Source organism: Thermospira aquatica, from assembly GCF_023525255.1.
GTDB classification, from domain to species: domain Bacteria; phylum Spirochaetota; class Brevinematia; order Brevinematales; family Thermospiraceae; genus Thermospira; species Thermospira aquatica.
The window spans coordinates 430541-447609 of record NZ_CP073355.1 but is presented as its reverse complement, the minus strand read 5'-3'; the positions used below and the strand labels follow the sequence as shown (position 1 = coordinate 447609).

19 protein-coding genes and 1 pseudogene are annotated in these 17069 nt (G+C 41.3%); 11 read left to right on the top strand and 9 right to left on the bottom strand.

What is annotated here, in order from left to right:
* Positions 1 to 3 precede the first annotated feature (3 nt).
* Positions 4 to 795, top strand: coding sequence for a tRNA lysidine(34) synthetase (locus KDW03_RS02225; RefSeq protein WP_271435773.1), 792 nt, complete (start codon positions 4 to 6; stop codon positions 793 to 795).
* Here the strand turns inward: KDW03_RS02225 and dtd are convergent.
* Positions 792 to 1232 (bottom strand): D-aminoacyl-tRNA deacylase, encoded by a 441-nt coding sequence (gene dtd, locus KDW03_RS02220; protein ID WP_271435772.1) that lies wholly within the window; start codon positions 1230 to 1232, stop codon positions 792 to 794. The two genes, KDW03_RS02225 and dtd, sit on opposite strands and share 4 nt — an antisense overlap.
* Positions 1229 to 2881 carry a glucose-6-phosphate isomerase gene (gene pgi / locus KDW03_RS02215; RefSeq protein WP_271435771.1) on the bottom strand — a complete coding sequence of 551 codons (1653 nt, stop codon included), beginning with the start codon at positions 2879 to 2881 and terminating at the stop codon, positions 1229 to 1231. Before pgi ends, dtd begins: the two co-directional genes overlap by 4 nt.
* A gap of 483 nt (positions 2882 to 3364) precedes the next feature.
* On the opposite strand from pgi, the pseudogene KDW03_RS12295 reads away from it, so the two are divergent.
* Positions 3365 to 4479: pseudogene (locus tag KDW03_RS12295) on the top strand (IS256 family transposase); the annotation flags it as partial.
* Between the two features lie 78 nt (positions 4480 to 4557).
* Positions 4558 to 6477 carry a methyl-accepting chemotaxis protein gene (locus KDW03_RS02200; RefSeq protein ID WP_271435769.1) on the top strand — a complete coding sequence of 640 codons (1920 nt, stop codon included), beginning with the start codon at positions 4558 to 4560 and terminating at the stop codon, positions 6475 to 6477.
* A gap of 94 nt (positions 6478 to 6571) precedes the next feature.
* Here the strand turns inward: KDW03_RS02200 and KDW03_RS02195 are convergent, their stop codons facing one another.
* The 5 genes from KDW03_RS02195 to KDW03_RS12500 all read right to left on the bottom strand — a co-directional run bounded on the left by KDW03_RS02195 (position 6572) and on the right by KDW03_RS12500 (position 10278).
* Entirely contained in the window at positions 6572 to 7183 is a 612-nt protein-coding gene (locus KDW03_RS02195) for a restriction endonuclease subunit S (RefSeq protein WP_271435768.1), read from the bottom strand.
* A gap of 99 nt (positions 7184 to 7282) precedes the next feature.
* The gene (locus KDW03_RS02190) at positions 7283 to 8602 is read right to left on the bottom strand and encodes an ATP-binding protein (RefSeq protein WP_271435767.1); all 1320 of its coding nucleotides are present in this window, start codon (positions 8600 to 8602) and stop codon (positions 7283 to 7285) included.
* A gap of 539 nt (positions 8603 to 9141) precedes the next feature.
* Complete coding sequence (locus tag KDW03_RS12510) at positions 9142 to 9450, bottom strand: hypothetical protein (RefSeq protein WP_271435046.1); 309 nt, start codon at positions 9448 to 9450, stop codon at positions 9142 to 9144.
* A gap of 179 nt (positions 9451 to 9629) precedes the next feature.
* Positions 9630 to 10079, bottom strand: a complete 450-nt coding sequence (locus tag KDW03_RS12505; RefSeq protein ID WP_271435766.1) for a hypothetical protein — start codon at positions 10077 to 10079, stop codon at positions 9630 to 9632.
* The gene (locus KDW03_RS12500; RefSeq protein ID WP_271435765.1) at positions 10033 to 10278 is read right to left on the bottom strand and encodes a hypothetical protein; all 246 of its coding nucleotides are present in this window, start codon (positions 10276 to 10278) and stop codon (positions 10033 to 10035) included. The genes KDW03_RS12505 and KDW03_RS12500 overlap by 47 nt, the downstream gene beginning before the upstream one ends.
* Positions 10279 to 10609: 331 nt before the next feature.
* Between KDW03_RS12500 and KDW03_RS02170 the strand changes: the two genes are divergently transcribed.
* From KDW03_RS02170 to KDW03_RS02160, 3 genes are all read left to right on the top strand, one after another.
* Positions 10610 to 10951, top strand: coding sequence for a hypothetical protein (locus KDW03_RS02170; protein WP_271435764.1), 342 nt, complete (start codon positions 10610 to 10612; stop codon positions 10949 to 10951).
* A 148-nt stretch (positions 10952 to 11099) separates the two neighbouring features.
* Positions 11100 to 11237, top strand: a complete 138-nt coding sequence (locus tag KDW03_RS02165) for a hypothetical protein (RefSeq protein WP_271435763.1) — start codon at positions 11100 to 11102, stop codon at positions 11235 to 11237.
* A gap of 87 nt (positions 11238 to 11324) precedes the next feature.
* Entirely contained in the window at positions 11325 to 11483 is a 159-nt protein-coding gene (locus KDW03_RS02160) for a hypothetical protein (RefSeq protein WP_271434260.1), read from the top strand.
* 675 nt (positions 11484 to 12158) lie between these two features.
* On the opposite strand, the gene KDW03_RS02155 is transcribed toward KDW03_RS02160, so the two are convergent.
* Positions 12159 to 12446 (bottom strand): hypothetical protein, encoded by a 288-nt coding sequence (locus KDW03_RS02155; RefSeq protein ID WP_271435762.1) that lies wholly within the window; start codon positions 12444 to 12446, stop codon positions 12159 to 12161.
* Between the two features lie 3 nt (positions 12447 to 12449).
* Positions 12450 to 12944, bottom strand: coding sequence for an IS1595 family transposase (locus KDW03_RS02150; protein ID WP_271435761.1), 495 nt, complete (start codon positions 12942 to 12944; stop codon positions 12450 to 12452).
* Between the two features lie 1130 nt (positions 12945 to 14074).
* Between KDW03_RS02150 and KDW03_RS02145 the strand changes: the two genes are divergently transcribed.
* Genes KDW03_RS02145 through KDW03_RS02125 form a run of 5 tightly spaced genes read left to right on the top strand, consistent with a single transcriptional unit; the run spans position 14075 to position 17041 of the window.
* A complete protein-coding gene (locus tag KDW03_RS02145; RefSeq protein ID WP_271435760.1) occupies positions 14075 to 14287 on the top strand; it encodes a hypothetical protein in 213 nt (70 codons plus the stop codon).
* Entirely contained in the window at positions 14284 to 14667 is a 384-nt protein-coding gene (locus KDW03_RS02140) for a hypothetical protein (RefSeq protein ID WP_271435759.1), read from the top strand. Before KDW03_RS02145 ends, KDW03_RS02140 begins: the two co-directional genes overlap by 4 nt.
* A gap of 9 nt (positions 14668 to 14676) precedes the next feature.
* The gene (locus KDW03_RS02135) at positions 14677 to 15837 is read left to right on the top strand and encodes an SH3 domain-containing protein (protein WP_271435758.1); all 1161 of its coding nucleotides are present in this window, start codon (positions 14677 to 14679) and stop codon (positions 15835 to 15837) included.
* A gap of 6 nt (positions 15838 to 15843) precedes the next feature.
* Complete coding sequence (locus tag KDW03_RS02130; RefSeq protein ID WP_271435757.1) at positions 15844 to 16014, top strand: hypothetical protein; 171 nt, start codon at positions 15844 to 15846, stop codon at positions 16012 to 16014.
* Positions 16015 to 16027: 13 nt separating this feature from the next.
* A complete protein-coding gene (locus tag KDW03_RS02125) occupies positions 16028 to 17041 on the top strand; it encodes an NADase-type glycan-binding domain-containing protein (RefSeq protein ID WP_271435756.1) in 1014 nt (337 codons plus the stop codon).
* Positions 17042 to 17069: the final 28 nt, after the last annotated feature.

Genomic DNA, 17069 nt, shown 5'->3' with positions numbered 1-17069 from the left:
TCGATGGAGTCACGACTTTACGCTCTTTTTGAGAAGGCCATAGAACACTATGGCATGCTGGAAAACACCACAGGCATTGTGGTGGGTGTTTCCGGGGGGATGGATTCTCTTGTGTTGCTTCTCATGCTTGTGGCTGGAAACAAGCGAAAAAACCGCAACATCCCTCTCTATCCTGCGTTTGTTGATAATTTCAATGGAAAAAATGAAGGGCATAATCAGCGTATCGCGCGGTTAGCGGATTATATCAAAAAGCATACGGGGCTTGATCTCCATGTGATTCGTGTCAATAGTATTGTGGAACTCACCTCGGGAAACTATAAACCCCGCAATACGTGTTATCTCTGTTCTCAAAAGCGGAGGGTAGAACTTATCTCGTACGCGAGTGCTTGCAAGGCAAATAAGATAGCCTTTGGGCATCATATGGACGATATTCTTGAAACATCGCTTATGAACCTCTTTTTTAAACGGGAGCTCTCGTCAATGGTACCGAGGCTCAAGATATTTGAGGGTGAAATGGAGTTTATCCGACCGCTTGCGTATGTTTCCAAATCTATGATAGAAGAGTATGTGTATACGCAGGAAGAGGAAATGCCTATTTTTTCCGAGGTGTGTCCCAACTCGATCCTTCGCCGGGATCACAGGCGTATTCAGGTGAGAGAGCTTATTGCACGTCTTTCTGAAGAGATTCCTAACTTTCGTCAAAATCTTTTTGAGGCTTTTCGTAATCCTGATACTGAATATCTCCTCAACTATCTTTACCAGCCCCAGGGGAGTGGGCGATTCAAAAGACCTTAAGGGGTTTCTATCCAGATGGTGTATGGTCCCCAGTTGACGAGTTCTACCTCCATCATTGCTCCAAATACTCCTGTGGCTACGGTGAGGCCGGACTTCCGCAGGCGTTCGACGAAAAACTCGTAGAGTTTTTTCGCCTCTGGACCTGGCATGGCCTGGTCAAATGAGGGGCGTCTTCCCTTTCGTACGTCTCCATAGAGGGTGAACTGGGAAACGACGAGAAGTTCTCCTCCCACGTCGCGAATGGAGAGGTGGTTTTCTTTCTCCCCGTCGGGGAAAAGCCTGAGATCGAGTATCTTGGAGGCAAGAGAATCGGCATCCTTCTCGGTGTCGTTTTTTCCAACACCGAGAAGGATGACGTATCCTTTGTTGATTTTACTGATTATTTCTCCGTTGACAGCGACATGCCCCCGGAGAACACGCTGGAGGAGGGCTCTCATAGGTGGCGAAATTTCTTGTAGGCGTTCATAAGTCCATTGGTGGACTGGTCGTGCGTACTTACGAGGGTATTGTCTTTAAGCTCGGGAAGGATCTTGTTTGCGAGTTGTTTTCCGAGTTCTACTCCCCACTGATCGTAGCTAAAGATGTTCCAGATAACCCCCTGGACAAAGATCTTGTGCTCGTACATGGCGATGAGACTCCCGAGGGTACGGGGGGTAATCTTTTTTACCAGGATGGAGTTGGTGGGCTTGTTGCCCTCGAAGACCTTGTAGGGCAGCAGAAGTTCGATCTCTTCCGGGGATTTTCCGGCTCTCTGAAGCTCTTCGATGACTTCTTCTTTTGTTTTCCCGTTCATGAGGGCTTCAGTCTGGGCAAAGAAGTTTGAGAGAAGGAGTTCATGATGGTTGCCGATGGGATTGTGGGTCTGTGCTGGCGCGATGAAATCACAGGGAATAAGCTTTGTTCCCTGATGGATAAGCTGATAGAAGGCATGCTGCCCATTGGTGCCGGGTTCTCCCCAGATGATAGGACCTGTCTGGTAGGTGACAGGCTTTCCATCCCGATCCACGCTTTTGCCGTTACTTTCCATGTCGCCTTGCTGAAAATAGGCGGGGAAACGATGGAGGTACTGATCATAAGGAAGAATCGCGTGGGTTTCCGCACCAAAAAAGTTGTTGTACCATATGCCGAGGAGGGCAAGAATGACTGGCATATTTTCCCTGAAGGGGGTTTTGCGGAAGTGCTGGTCCATGGCATAGGCTCCCTCAAGAAGCTCGGTAAAGTTTTCAAAGCCGATGGTGCAGGCAATCGAGAGCCCAATGGCAGACCAGAGGGAGTATCTTCCCCCCACCCAGTCCCAGAATTCAAACATGTTTTCAGGATCAATACCAAACTTTTCCACCTCTTTTTTGTTGGTGGAGATGGCAACAAAGTGCTTTTTGATGTCTTCTTCTTTGGCGCTCTTTAAAAACCATTCTCGTGCGGTGTAGGCATTGGCCATGGTTTCCTGGGTGGTAAAGGTTTTGGAGGCAATAAGGAAAAGGGTTGTTTCCGGGTTGATTTTTTTGAGGGTCTCGGCTATGTGGGTTCCGTCAACGTTCGAGACAAAATGGGTCGTGATGTGGGGTTTTTTGTAGGGTTTGAGCGCCTCGGTAACCATCACGGGGCCCAGATCAGAACCACCGATTCCGATGTTTACAATGTCGGTGATGGGTTTGTCTGTGTAGCCTTTCCACTCGCCGCTGATGACCTGGTTGGAAAACTTTTCCATTTTGGCGAGAACGGCGCGGACAGCTGGCATCACATCCTGTCCATCGAGAAAAACAGGGAGATTGGATCGGTTGCGAAGAGCAGTGTGAAGAACAGCGCGATTTTCTGTGACATTGATCCTGTCGCCGGAAAAGTACCTTTCTATGGCATCTTTTAAGAGGCACTCATCGGTAAGCTGGAGAAGATGCTGAAGAGCCTTATCATCTATACGGTTTTTTGAAAAATCAACGAGCATGTCCTCAAACACCAGGGAGTATTTGCTGAAGCGCTGAGGATCCCTGGCAAAAAGGTCTTTCATGTGTACTTTTTTGAGGCGCTGGTAGTCTTTTTTGAGTAGTTTCCATGCTCTGGTTTTTGTTGGATTGATATTGGTAAGCATCATAAACCTCCTTTCGAAGAAAAAAGTGTTCAATAGTATACCATAAAACCCCAAAAACTGCAAAAAATAGGGGAGAAAACCTCTGAAAAATTCTTTAGAGAGAACCTTTTTGGTTTGTATGAGTTTGAAACACGAATGAGCTCTTCCCATGTTGTAGTGGAGAGCAGAGGTTTATCCATTTCGGCTTGTTCAGGAGAAGAGAACTATAGTTATTCCCCTATTTTTTAGGAAGAATCTTTCGATCAAAAAACTGCGACAAGAAAAGAGCGTCTTTAGAAATTTCAAGGCAAATGTTTCAACGATGTTTTTATTCTACTTTTTAGTTAAAATTTTTTAAGATATAATATTTTATGGCAGTGTATACTTAATTGTGTCTGGTAGGAAAAAGATAACCTCCTGTGATAATATAAATAAAACTATCACAGGAGGCCAGATATGATTGAGACGAAGAATATTTTAGAGCTATTCAAACCAATTGTCAAGGAAGTATTAGAGAGTATGTTAAAAGAGGAAAGAGAGATTTACCTGGAAAACAATCCTCCCACAAAAGGCAATGGCTTTTACGAAAGGGATTTAAAGACAGCTTTTGGCGAGCTTACAGCCATACGTGTTCCAAGAACAAGGGATAATGGATTTAAAAGTGCCCTTCTTCCCTATCGCAAACGCATCACAGAAGACTTAGATGCATTAATCAGGGCTATGTTGATATCAGGAATGTCAACAAGGAAGATAGCAGAAGTTTTAAAAGAGCTTTATGAAATAAAGATTTCTTATGCTAACATCTCAAGGATAAGCCAGGTAGGCATAGAAGAGATTCAGAAGTGGCGTAGTCGCCCTCTCATGGAAGAATATGCCGTGGTATTTCTGGATGCTATGGTGTTTCCTATCAAGAGAGATAGGGTAGAAAATGAATCAATATATGTAGCTATAGGCATTACACCTGAGGGAAGACGGGAGATTTTAGGATACTACCTGCCAGGAGGCATGGAAAGTGCTTATAACTGGCGGGAAATTTTGCAGATATAAGAGAAAGAGGTGTCAAACAGATTCATTTTATTGTCTCTGATGGCTTAAGTGGTATGAAAAACGTCATAACAGAGATATATCCCCACGCAAAGTATCAGCCCTGTGTAGTCCATGTCATGAGAAACATACTGGCTAAAGTGAGAGTTCAACACAGAAATATCATTGCCACTGAAATAAAAGAGGTATTTCATGCCAAAGACAAACAGGAGGCAGAACAATTGTTTATGAAATTTACACAAAAATGGAAAAATATCTATCCCAACTTAATGAATAACCTCTTGACAATAAGAGAGAATATATTCACTTACATGGAATTACCTGAAGGAATACGAAGCATGGTGTATACAAACAATGCCCTGGAAAGACTCTTTAAAGAACTTAAAAGGAGATTAAAAACAATGGAAATGTGTCAAAGCGAGGCTTCAGCTGAGAAATATCTTTACCTGTTATTAAGATACCAAAATGAGAAGTTCTTAAAAAGAAAGTTAAAAAATTGGGAGTATTACTTTCAACTCTATCGTGAGCAACACTCATACACCAAAGAAAATATTCACAGCGAGGTTATCCTATGACTAGACACAATTTTCTTGACACAATGTATTTTTCCGATAACTTTTATTATTAGCGTTTAAAATAAGGAGGAGGAAGTTATGAGGATTTCCACCCGCTCCAATATAGCGTGGGTAATTCTCGCTGTTATTTCTCTGGTAAACACATCCATTCTTCTTTTTCAACTTACCTTGATCAGTGAAAAAGATAACGTGGTCAATTTTTTAGGAAAACAAAGATTTTTATCACAACAGATTGCCTCTTATGTTCTGGCAAAATACCAGGGTGTAGATCATGAAGCCGAACTTCAACAGGCGATGGCTTTTGTTGATCGAATTATGCACGGCTTGATAGAGGGTGATCGAGAGTTGAAACTTCCCAGGACTACAGAAGAGAGAGTTCTATTTCAAATGAGAATGGTAGAAGATGCATGGAAACAGTATAAAGAAACCATCCAGAAAGCGAAGGAGGATCCTGCCTTTGCTCCTGCCCTGTTTGAAAAGAGTAGAATTTTTCTCCAGGAAATGGACAGGGCAGTGTCTCTTTTTGCCATTGATGAGAATGTGAAGATATTGCGGGTGATTCAGATTTCTCTGCTGGTTGTGAATTTGGTTATTCTTGTGGGTTTTGCTGTCTTTATGCAGCGCAATATCGTATCCTTGATCCTTGGCCTTACCGAGAGGATAAAGGAATTGACTAAAGGACATCTCGATGTCACTCTTCCCGAGCTAAAGGGTAAAGATGAAATAGCCATGCTTTATACAGATCTTCAGCATATGCTTACCTCTTTTAAGAAAATTTTCAACAAGCTGGTGGTTGCTTCTAATACAGTTGTTTCCACGGTGGATAATCTAAGAGTTCAGGGGCAGAGAACAAAAGATGGGGTGTCTTTGCAAGCTTTTGAGGCAACTCAGATAGCGACAGCGGCCGAAGAGATGAGTCAGACGATAAACGAGATAGCAAATAGTGCAACACGCGCTGCGGAGAACTCGGAAAAAGCGATGCAAAAAAGCGAAGAAGGTAAAAAGATGGCCAGTGATGCTGGCGTTATCATCACCAATCTCGGGGAATCCACCGAAGAACTCAAAGCAATGGTTGAAAAACTTCATAAGCGCTCGACCGAGATAGGCGATATCGTTGCCATCATCAAGGACATCGCTGATCAAACCAATCTCCTCGCGTTGAATGCGACAATTGAGGCGGCACGAGCTGGAAAACAAGGAAAAGGATTTGCCGTAGTGGCTGAGGAAGTAAGAAATCTCGCTGAAAAAACCCTCAAAGCCACAACAGAAATTACAGAAGAAATACAATCCATTCAGAAAGAAATCCGTCAGACGGTGTCCTCTATGGGAAAAACGTCTCAGGAAGTTACCAAAGTTTCAGATTACATCGAGAAGGTTACGGGGGTTTTGCATGCTATTACGAATGCTGTTCAGGAGGTAAAAAATCAGGTAACAGATATTACTGCGGCCGTAGAGGAGCAAGCCACCGCATCCCATGAGGTAGCAAGGAACGTGGAAAAGGTCTCCATGGAATCAAAGAACATAGAAACAATGGCTCATGATGTCATGCATGAGGTAAATACTTTAATTATGGTTACGGAACAATTGAGAAGTGCGACATTTGAATTCAGGACGGAAGAAAGTGAGAAGATGATATTTGATATTGCGAAGACCGACCACAGACTCTATGTTGGAAAAATAGCGGCATCGTTAATAGGCGATGTGGTACTCGATCCATCCAATCTCCCCGATCACCGTCAATGTCGGTTTGGGAAGTGGTATGTGAGCGAGGGGGTCCAGCGTTTTGGGAATTTGCAGGTTTTTAAGGCGATCGATGAGCCTCATGTACGACTTCACGCCCTTGCAAAGGAGGTGGTTATCGCTTGGAATAGAGGAGACAGGGAAAGGGCGCAAAAGCTTTACAAGGAGATGGAGGACATCTCAAGAGAAGTGGTAACTTGCCTGGAGAAGCTCAAGGTTACCACTGGCGAGGCAAAGGCCACCAACAAAGCCGTGTAAGGGGTCTCAGAGAGAGGTCTGTTCAGGAGGTTTTTAGCAGGTGAGGAAGGTGCCTATTTGCCCATGACAGTACCTGCATCACTCCCCCCAGACTTTATCGATGACACGCTTGATTTTTTCTTCGTAGGTTTTTATGAGTTCCCGGCAACTTTCGATAACCTTGCTCTCGGCTTCGATTTTGGCAACGATTTCTTGCTGGACGGAAAGGGGCGGGGGGGGGGATTGTAAAATCCTTTATAAATTGAAAATTAGCTTCTTTTTTGTACCCACGAAATTTAATTTCTTCTGCAAATAATTTTTTGAATGCATCTGAGCGGAAATAATACCATAAATAAAGTATATTTGAATTTTCTAATACTTTATAGATATCATAATGTGTTGTAGCAACCGTTGTATCAGGAGTTATTGCAACAGCCCCTTGATGAAAATTAATTTTTGATATTAAAAGCCTTTCTTTATCAACTTTAAAGAGGTCTGTTGCAGTTTTATTTTTATCCCTAAATACAATCACACCTCTATCAAAAGAAATTTTTTCAACAATTTTTTCTTTACCAGAATAATCTTTTGCTTTTATTTTTTCTCTGTCTGGAATAATTACCTCCCCCAACCTCACCACCTCCCACTCCTGTGGAAGTGGTCCAAGTTCGGTTTGTTTGTAGTTTTCGTTCTGGAGGGTGTTATTCTGTTTCGATGTAGTGATTTCCATATTTTATCACTCCCTTTTTTGTCGTCTTTGTTGCCCCTTTGGCGCCCCTTTAATGCCCCTATCGCTAGGTAATCGCCAAAATCGCCAAGAAATTGCCAGTTAATCTCCAAATTTTCCAATGACATAATAAGTATTTCTTCCTTTACCTTTTGATAATAATATTTTTTTCTTTACCAGTTCATTTAGGTCAAGGCGTACTCCTTCGTCTGAAAGTCCTGATATTTCACGATACTCTTTATTTGTTATTTTCCCTTTCTCTTTCACATACCTAACCGCTTTTATTTGTCTTTCGCTCAGTCCCATCTTTCTTAAATTTTCTTCATTATAAATATCTTTATAGAGAGTTACTTTCATCACACCGCTATCGTTTTCAAAATCTGGCTCTGGAAGTCCCTGCTTTTTACACTCCTGTACTATTTTTATGGTACCCCTACCCCAGGTTTCAATAAAACCAGCATAATAAAATACCCTCGCAAGGAGTGGATTCCTCGGCCTGGATATATGGTCGGTCTTTAATTTCTCAACAGGTATGTCAGGGGGTAGTTTTCCTTCATTCATTATAATCAGTTTGTCATCGTATATTCGTATCTGTATCTGGGACTTACCTAAATAGTCTCTATGAATAAGTGCGTTTATAATAGCTTCCCTCAGGGCTTCATAAGGGTATTCAAGGATTTCCCGGCGATGAATGTCCTCGTATTCAATTTTACTTATAAGGTACTTGGTTCGTAAAAGTTCAAGCGTTTTTTGTAATTGGTCAAAGAGATTACCTTCAATTATATCTGTTGATACGACGTCCGTAGGAGTCCTGAATTTGCCTATACGGGTTACTGCCTGTATATAAAAATCCTGTGGATTTTTCCCAAAAAGCAAAATGGCTGCCCTTTTTAACTTATCGCTTTCGATTAATTTCAGTTTCTTTAAAATATTAACCCAATTTGTCTCGGTTTCAATTGACGGAATTTTATCTTTAGCAAGTTGAATAAAATTCTCAATTGCTTTTTCATCAATCTCTTCTAAGCTGGCTTTAGGTTCAACAATTTCATCCCACGATTGCCCACTTTTTTCAAGAAGAAAATTCATAAGCTCCTGGCCATTGAGTTGTTGAGTAGTACTACCCGAACGCCTATAAAACCTGCCATTGTAAGATACTGGAAAACTTGATGGTTTTATAACAATTTCTATAATCTCTTTTCCTTCTCTCGTTCGCGACTGAATTTCTGGAATAATGTTTAATTTATGAATGATTTTATTGGGGAGATTCTCTAATAACTCTTTTGCGTTTTTTACTCCTATAATCTCATTTTTATCGTCAATTCCAATGATAAGTTTGCCTCCTTGGGTGTTTGCAAAAGCAGAAATCGTTTCTAAATAGTCATCGTGCCACGATTCTTTGTATTCTGTTTCCTGGTTTTCCATAACACTTCTCCTATATCTCAAACCCCCGTTGTTTTAATACATCTTTAAGTTTTTCTTCTGCTTTTTCCTGTTCTTCTTTTGCTTCTTTTTCTGCCATTTTAAGCCTTCCCAATGTGTATGATATCAGTTTTTCTTTTTTTCAGCTCCTCACGCATGTTTTTTCCTTTTTCTGTAAATTATAAGGCTTTTTGTTCTGTTTATCAATATTTATGATTTTTTCAGAATAGTTTTATTAAGATAATGTGATTTAGCGGATGGAGAAATTGGCTTTCTGTTTCGCCGCTACCGTGGAAAGTTCGGGAGAAAATGCTCTTCCCATGTTGCAGTTGGGGCTACTCGGTCGCCTCGATACGCCCCTGCGGGGCTACTCGGCGACTGGGTGGTGTCGTTCGTCGAGTAACGGAGTGTATCGAGACGAACGGGGGCGGTTGCAGAGTAGGACGGAGTCCGTATCGAAAAAGGAAATCTTTAACATCATCCCGTTGCGTCAAATAAAAAAGTACTCGAAATTCGAATCATTGCCTCATAAAAAAAAGTACTCAAAAATTCCATACAGTTTCCTCCAAATTTTTGTTTTTTACATTCTTTTTCTTTTGAAGGCTGAAAAGTTTTCTCTGGCAAGCTGTAATTTTTTGTCTTAGGTGAAACAAATCGAGAGCCTTATAAAGCCTTGTTAGGCGTTCCTTTTGTGCCTCACTTACATAAGAGCTTTCTAAAAGCCGTTGGTAGGGAGTTTTAATATCATCATGCTTCTTTTGCACCTTGCTTCCGATTCTCTTTTTCTCTGTCATTTTCATAACCGTTGAAAAGTTGGCATAAAGCCTGAGATACGCATAGAGTCGGTTCAAGTAGTAGACTTCTTCCTCGGTATCGTAGCGGAAGTATCCAACATTCTGGCGGACTATGGAATAGTTTTTCTGCTCAACGTAGCAGTTATCATTGGAACGGGAGCCCTTGTAAATTTTATCTGGTGCTTCTCACACCAATCGCGTAGAGGATGATTAATAAATTCAGCACCGTATCAGAATCAATTCCCGTAACTCAAAAGGAAGTCTTTGACTTTTTCTATGGCTTCTCTTACCCATTTTGAAGCTTTGTTTTTGATTGCCACAAGTTCTGTCCAACCGCTCCAAACATCCACCATATTTAATGTTTGAGCAAAATCTCCCCGGCTATTTCCTCCCTCATGGGCAACCAGATCAATCTCCATAAAACCAGGGCAATTTTCATCCCACTCTGCCCACGTGCGTATAGCTATTTGTTGCTTTAATAGCGTTCCAGGCTTTGTACCTTTTCGTCCTTTTATCTCAAGCTTTTTACGCTCTTGTTTCAAAAGTCGGTCAATACTTGAGGCACTTATATGGCGCAAGTTTTCTATAGCCTGTGGAGAACCGTGGAGATGTCCGTTTGCTAAGAGATTATCTAAAACTTCATTGAGAATCGGCTTTAAGTGCTTTTGCACACATGTAGTTTTCAATTTCCCAGACCTTTTTTAGAAGTTTTAGTTCCTCTTCGCCGAATTTTTTCTTTCTGCCAGGTCTTTTGCCCTTCTTGGTTATGTCGGCTTTAAGGTAATTTTTCTTGCCTACATAGATGGTTTTTCCGTGCTGCCTCAAGAGCCTGGCGGCATAGTTTCGATTTTTTAGGCCTGTTATCCTCACAAAATAATCCAGCATTCTTATTTTTTCCTTTTTATTGTTTTTGATACTCTTGCTTCGACAAGCTCAGCATATCATTTCGCCGTTTACCTGTAAATAGGTCTCCTTTCAAACATCGCCAACCCAATTCCGGTTGGCGAGCCTGTCGAGCCACGGTTGGCGAGCTTGTCGAGCCACGGTTGGCGAGCTTGTCGAGCCATGAACTGGATTATTTTACACAAATTTAAAGTACTTTTTTATTTTGAAGCAACGTTCCCTTTTCGAGTACTTTTATTATGAAGCAATTCGGAAAGTTGATATTCTGGCAAAATGGGTGTATAATAACGTATAAAAAGACGAGGAGGGGAATATGCGTAAATACGGGCTTTTTTTGTTCGTATTTGTTTCGATTGGTTTTGGTGTGGACAAGGCATTTGTGGTGAAGTTTCATAAAAATCTTGTTGAAGCGCTTCCTCCAGCGTTCGAGGCAGAACTCCAGGGGGGACCGATTGAGAAGAAACTGGGTACTATACCCAAAGATATGGTAAAACCAGGAGAGAAGACACGTGTTATTATTCGTTATCAAAGGGGAAAGGGGATGCAGCTTGAGGTGCGAGGACTTACAGAGGATGGCACAGAGTTGTATGGGGATATTTTCCAGCCCTATGTGGTTCTTTACTCTTGGGCCGCTTCTTTTGAGTGTGCCGAGTAAAAAGGCATGGGAGAATTATACGCTTACCACTCTGGCCGAGGATGAAAAGTGTTATACTTTCTCTCCGAAACACGGCCAACGAGTATATTCTTTTTATTGACAAAACGACGATGAGGCTGCAAAGGCTTGATTTTAAAGGGAGTGGTTTTTGACATCAACGATTATCAAGTTTACACAAAAGGCGAGTACTGGTTTCCGAGGTATTCTTAACAAGACGATCATGGAGGATGGAACTGAGACGCTTCCCGACAGGTACAAGCTCGTGAATGTGCGGGTTTTGAAGTAAAGTTTTGAGAAAATTCACGTCTCTCGTGTTTGATAGACTAAACCTACGGAGATCAAGGATGGAAAAAGGTAAAAAAAGAAAGTGCCGATGAGTTTAGGTTTGTATACTACCAAAGTTTGTTTTTACATTGATCTTGAAAGGGATGAAAAAGAAACAACAAAAAGAATAAAGAATCTTCGTCTTCAAAAAGAAAATGAAGAATACTCATGGAATTATGGAAAGATTTCTATGGTTTTAGTTCTATAAAGTATTTTTTAGTTTTTACCATAAATGGCTATAAAGGCACAAAGTACAACGACCCTTCTGTATATGTGAGATCGGATTTTTGTCGGGGGAAGAGAAAAAGGGTCTGTAGGGGCCTGAAGGCTTTTTCTTTTTGCTTTTAAAGGGGAATTTTTTGAAGGGGAATTTTTGGTTTGAGCTTTTGTGGGTGGAGAGAAGAATCTCCCACTCCATACTCTTTTCGCTTTGTGAGTGACTTGTATATCGTGCGCGGAGAGTGGGAGCTATTTCCTTTTTGCAGTTTCCGGCCAGGTTTTTCACTATAACAAGGGAAGAGCTAAAAAAACAGTTTTTAGCTGTAAGAAGGTAAGATCAAATGTCTTTTCACTCAAGAGTGTGGAAGAGAAACTCAAGTTAAACGTTTAACGCGAGATTTGCCAAAATTGCTCTTACCTTATCGCAGGAAAGCCGTCACCATACTATGGGGTATAAGGTGCTAAAAACTGCAACAAGGTAATAGCATATGTTTTTTCATCTTTTACCTCACGAAAAAAACGTTTTCACCATGAATTTTCGAGTTTTTCCTGTCCTTTTCTTTCAAAAGGATGAAAAAAATTCAAAAAAACAAAATGAAACAAAAACTTTTAGTTTTCTATTTGACAGACGCAGGAAATGTGTTGAGAAAGAAAAAACGAAAACCTACGCCCAGATGGGAAGAATAAGCCCTTCAGCAACAAGCTTTTTCCACGGGAGAAGCTGGCGACGTTTGCCAAGCCTTCTTAAAAGCTCTTCAAGCCTGGAAGAAACCCCCTCGATGTTAAACCGAAAACAGAATTCATCAAGATAGCGCTGCATGTGCTTTCGACAACCATAGTGATAGACGTCTTCAAGAAGGTTTTTCAACCCATCGTTAAGGTGGGAAAGCCACGGCGTTCTTTTTTCTACGGGCGTGTGGCGGAAAAGCTTGCCAAAAAGTCTGAAAGCCAATACTCACATCATCCACAAGATGAATGTGAAGTTTAGAAGGGGTATCATCCGCATCAATTTCGACAACCTGCATGGGAGAAAAGTTTTTTCTTTGGCGGCGTTTGATGCCGGAGAGAAAGAAAAAGGTTTTGACAAGCTTTCGGAGGGATTTCGTGTGATGGCGAGTGGCCGCATAAGGCTTCGTAGCTTCTGAAGAAGAAGCCAGCTTGCCTTGTAGCTAATATGAAGAAGTTTCGAGAGTTTGACGGCGTTTATGCCACCATCCTGGCAGACAAGAAACATGGCAGAAAGCCAGATTTTTGGCGAGAGGTGACTTTTTCGCATGATGGACTGGCTTTTTAAGGAAAATTGTCTGCCACACTTGGGACACTGATACACGAGCCGGCACGAGAAGGTGAGCCTTTGCCTTACACCGGCAATAGGTCCCTCTGGCCAGAGGGCTTTTTCGAGGATCTGGTAGGCCCTGTTTTCTGAGAGTGTGAAAAAATCCTTTTCCATGGTTTTCTCCTTAGAGAAATTTTTTCATACTATATATATCGAAAATTTTTTGTTATAGTTGTTAAAAAAGATGTTTTATATATTTTAAAAGTAAGATCGATGGGGAGATTTTGGGGGTTGAGAAAAATGCTCTTACCTTGTTGCAGTGTGAACGCAGAGTATAAAACTGTGATACGGGAAGAGCTTGTCCCTTGGTTGCCACTGTAACAGGGAAAGAGCTTTTATGTCCCTCGCATTAACTGTACTATGGTAAGAGCTAAAATTGTTTTCAGACTGCGAAAAGGTAATAGCTCATGGGCATTTCGTTTCCGCTGGAAAAAGGGAAGAGCTTTTATGTTTTACGCTTTCACTGCAATATGGGAATAGCTGCCAGGTTTCCAGACTGCAACACGGTAATAGCAAGTGTTCTCACTGCGATAAGGGAATAGCTCATATACCCTCTCCTTTTTCCCTGCAATAAGGGAAGAGCTTTTGTCTCCCGAGTCCATACTGCAATAAGGGAAGAGCAAGTTTTTTTCCTGTGATAAGGAAATAGCTTTTGTATTTTTGATTCTCATTGCAAAAAGGTAATAGCTAAAGTTTTCTCCTTAACAAGGAAAAACGAGCGACCCTTTACTTTTTACTGTGACATGGTAATAGCCCCCTCCGTTTTTTCTCACCGCGGAAAGGTAATAGCAACTGTCTATCTCACACCAGTATTCAACCTTTTTTCACTTATAAGGAAACAACATACTTTCACGTAGATTATTTTTGAGGAATGTCGCGGCATAGTTTCGATTTTTTAAACCTGTTATCCTCACAAAGTAATCCAGTATCTCCTTTTTCTCCTTTTTGCTGGTTTTTTGATACTCTGCTTCGACAAGCTCAGCATATCATTTCGCCGTTTCCCTGTAAATAGGTCTCCTTTCAAACATCGCCAACCCAATTCCGGTTGGCGAGCTTGTCGAGCCATGAACTGGATTATTTTACACAAATTTAAAGTACTTTTTTATTTTGAAGCAACGTTCCCTTTTCGAGTACTTTTATTATGAAGCAATTCGGCCCATTGACAAAAATTTCAACTGGTGGTATAATACGTTCGAGAAAGTCATAAGACAAAGCTACAATATAAAAAAAACGAGGAGGTCTCTATGAAGTGGAAAGAGTATGAAGAAGCACTGAAGCGTGGTGTGAGAAAGTTTGCAGTAGCTGGAGGTGTGGTGTATGGGCTTATGGTAAGACCACGAGAGAGTAAAGAGTGGGAAAAGACGCCGTATTTTAAAGACTTTAGTGGGACATTTCTGGAGGGTGTTATGCATGACGTAGGTTGGATGGGGATGGTTCTGGATAGAAGTAGTCAGTGAGGAGCGTGAATGTGGATAGTATTCAGGTATCAAGCCTGTGGAGGAATAGCACCACAAGCCCTCATGGGTCGGGAAGAGGGATAGATATTGTGGCTGCAACAAGGGATGGTGTAACGGTAAGGTTTAATAACACTCCGGCATATGCCAATCAGTATGATCAAAATACTGAATTTATAGAAGAAGTTTATACCGCTTTCTATAATGACCCAAGAGTATCGCAAGTGTTGAATCCTTCAAGAATGCTTAGCAGAGACCCTAATAATTATTACGATGAACCAAATATCTGGAATCAACCTAAGCAACAAAATGTGAATTCAAAATTCTACCGACTGATGATTGCACATAACAATCACCTTCATATTACTATATGGAGGCAATAGGAGGATAAAATGAAATATTTTATTATATTGATAATGATAATATTAAATATACAGAAAGTTTATTCAGAACCGAGTGAATTACAATTTTTTGGAACCAATGGTGCTATAGTAATAACTGAGGGAGCAATATTGTATAAAGAACCAAATATAGATTCAGGTTTAATTGAAATCTTACCCTTTCTTCAGGATGTAGCTATTATTACAAAGACCAATATCAATTATTCAGGAACAAATCAGATATGGTATTATGTGGATTCAAGAAGAATTCCTCACGAAGCAAAGATGATTAAAACTGAAAGAGGGTGGGAGTATCCCACTCTCAAAGGCTGGGTTCAGAGGGAGGATCTTGCGGGATGGGGAGATTTTAAACCAGTAAAAAAGATACAGGAAATGTTTATTACCTGCCATGAAGTAGATGGTCCGCCTGTCTATTATCGTATTTACTCGAACGGAACATATAAAATTAGAACAGAAGAAAAATTTTATTACAGTGAACTAGTAAGAATTCACTTAACGGGCAACATTTATAGATATAGAAATGTGATACTATTAACGGGAAAAACAGGAGAGGTGGCAAATTTATTTTACTATGATGATGAAGAACAATTAAAAGGTGGTAGCACTTGGGAAACTGAAGTCCTCACAGACAAATCCAAATTCCCCAAATGGGCACAATCGGATAAAGCGCCTGTACTTGAAACATACTACATTCTCACCGGCGACAATGTAAACGTACGTACCAAAGCATCTACAAACTCAGCTGTACTATTCAAGCTAAAGAAGGGTACAAGGGTAAAATTTCTGGAGAGGACGGAGATTACAATCATTGGAGACAGGACAGGCTATTGGGTATATATAGACACGGGCGTAAAGGATAAGGAGGGTAATACCATAAAGGGCTGGGTACTAGATTTATATTTAAGTCCTGAAATATATTACATTCTCACCGGCGACAATGTAAACGTGCGTTCCGAAGCTTCTACAAACTCGGCTGTATTGCTAAAGCTAAAGAAGGGCGCAAGGGTAAAGCTACTCGAACGGTCGGACGTTACTTTTACGATTGGGGACAGGACGGGTAATTGGGTATACATAGACACTGGCGTTAAGGATAAGAAGGGTAAACCTATTAAAGGCTGGATGGTGGATATATATCTGGATGAGGAGGAGTAGCAAGCGATGGTTTCTCATACCTCCCAGTGGAACTGGTCTCACGGCTGTCAGACCATTTACTTCCCCGACTTTGAAGAATTCGCCGAGCTGTTTGGGGCGGAGGAGTCAGGGAATGATTGGAGGTTTGCTCAAGATGTGTATGGTAAAGAAGGGCGCAGTTTCATAGTAACCCAATAAAAGGAGGAAGAATATGAAACGGTTTCTTGTGATAGTATGGTTCATCTTGGGGATGACGGTAGCGTATGGGCAGATACGCCTAGATGGAACGAATAGAGAGAATGCCTGGCAGGCGGTGGTACCCCCCTATTTTCCTTATCTGGCGTTAGACAAAAACCTCTCTACCTGTGTAGCTGTAAACACCAACTACACAACGCCTGATGTCCCTCCTTATTTTCGAATAGTATTTAGAGAACCCTTTTTTATTGACACTATAGTGATTTACAATGGGTATCAAAAGAATACAAATGTGTATCTGGCTAACAACAGGGTAAAAAACATTGGTATAACAGGAGCTTTCTATGTAGAAAAGGAGGGAGAAAATGAGGATGAATATGTGATCAAGGAAGAAGTGTTTCCATTAAAAGATGAGTGGGGACCTCAAGAAATAAAGTTGGGAAGAGCTGTAAAGATTCAGTGGCTCTTTTTTGAAGTGCTCTCCACCTATCCTGGAACCCGATATGATGATACGTGTATAAGTGAGATAGAATTCTTTTACCAGGGTAAAAAATACGATGTAGTTGTTCTCGAAGAGGATAAGAAGAATTTTCTCGAGGTGTACAAAGATCGTTTTCTTGCCCGAATCCCTGCCTACGTGCCCCATTTTATCTCTTATGATCCCAGCAGTCGGTTTGCCGGGAGTCTCAAGAAGATGGGGATCACCCATGATGTGGATATCATTGAGTTTGATAGGAGGGATGGGGGGATCTACGTCTACCGCAAGACAAGAAAAGACTACAGTGGGGAGGATTTCACGATACGAGATCCCAAAACAGGCAGAGTAAAGATGAATAGAGCGGTAGCGAACAGGATAGGTGACTGGAAGCTTTCAGAGTTTTCTGAACTCATGGTGAAGCCTCTGGGGGGGAAACAGTGGGAGAAAACGACCGATTTCAGGCACTTTTCTGGTACCTTTCTGGAGGGTATTGAGTATGATGAGGAGGATGGGATGGACGAGATACTGGAAATGGGTCATCCAGGGCATTGATGATGAGGCACAAAAAGAGATAAGACCA

Bases quoted from the DNA above. Each gene is read 5' to 3' on its own strand.
- KDW03_RS02125 (WP_271435756.1), top strand. From the start codon at position 16,028: ATGAAACGGTTTCTTGTGATAGTATGGTTCATCTTGGGGATGACGGTA.
- KDW03_RS02150 (WP_271435761.1), bottom strand. From the start codon at position 12,944: ATGGAAAAGGATTTTTTCACACTCTCAGAAAACAGGGCCTACCAGATC.
- KDW03_RS02130 (WP_271435757.1), top strand. From the start codon at position 15,844: ATGGTTTCTCATACCTCCCAGTGGAACTGGTCTCACGGCTGTCAGACC.
- pgi (WP_271435771.1), bottom strand. From the start codon at position 2,881: ATGCTTACCAATATCAATCCAACAAAAACCAGAGCATGGAAACTACTC.
- KDW03_RS02200 (WP_271435769.1), top strand. From the start codon at position 4,558: ATGAGGATTTCCACCCGCTCCAATATAGCGTGGGTAATTCTCGCTGTT.
- dtd (WP_271435772.1), bottom strand. From the start codon at position 1,232: ATGAGAGCCCTCCTCCAGCGTGTTCTCCGGGGGCATGTCGCTGTCAAC.
- KDW03_RS02190 (WP_271435767.1), bottom strand. From the start codon at position 8,602: ATGGAAAACCAGGAAACAGAATACAAAGAATCGTGGCACGATGACTAT.
- KDW03_RS02170 (WP_271435764.1), top strand. From the start codon at position 10,610: ATGCGTAAATACGGGCTTTTTTTGTTCGTATTTGTTTCGATTGGTTTT.
- KDW03_RS02160 (WP_271434260.1), top strand. From the start codon at position 11,325: ATGAGTTTAGGTTTGTATACTACCAAAGTTTGTTTTTACATTGATCTT.
- KDW03_RS02145 (WP_271435760.1), top strand. From the start codon at position 14,075: ATGAAGTGGAAAGAGTATGAAGAAGCACTGAAGCGTGGTGTGAGAAAG.
- KDW03_RS02195 (WP_271435768.1), bottom strand. From the start codon at position 7,183: ATGGAAATCACTACATCGAAACAGAATAACACCCTCCAGAACGAAAAC.
- KDW03_RS12500 (WP_271435765.1), bottom strand. From the start codon at position 10,278: ATGCTGGATTATTTTGTGAGGATAACAGGCCTAAAAAATCGAAACTAT.
- KDW03_RS02225 (WP_271435773.1), top strand. From the start codon at position 4: ATGGAGTCACGACTTTACGCTCTTTTTGAGAAGGCCATAGAACACTAT.
- KDW03_RS02135 (WP_271435758.1), top strand. From the start codon at position 14,677: ATGAAATATTTTATTATATTGATAATGATAATATTAAATATACAGAAA.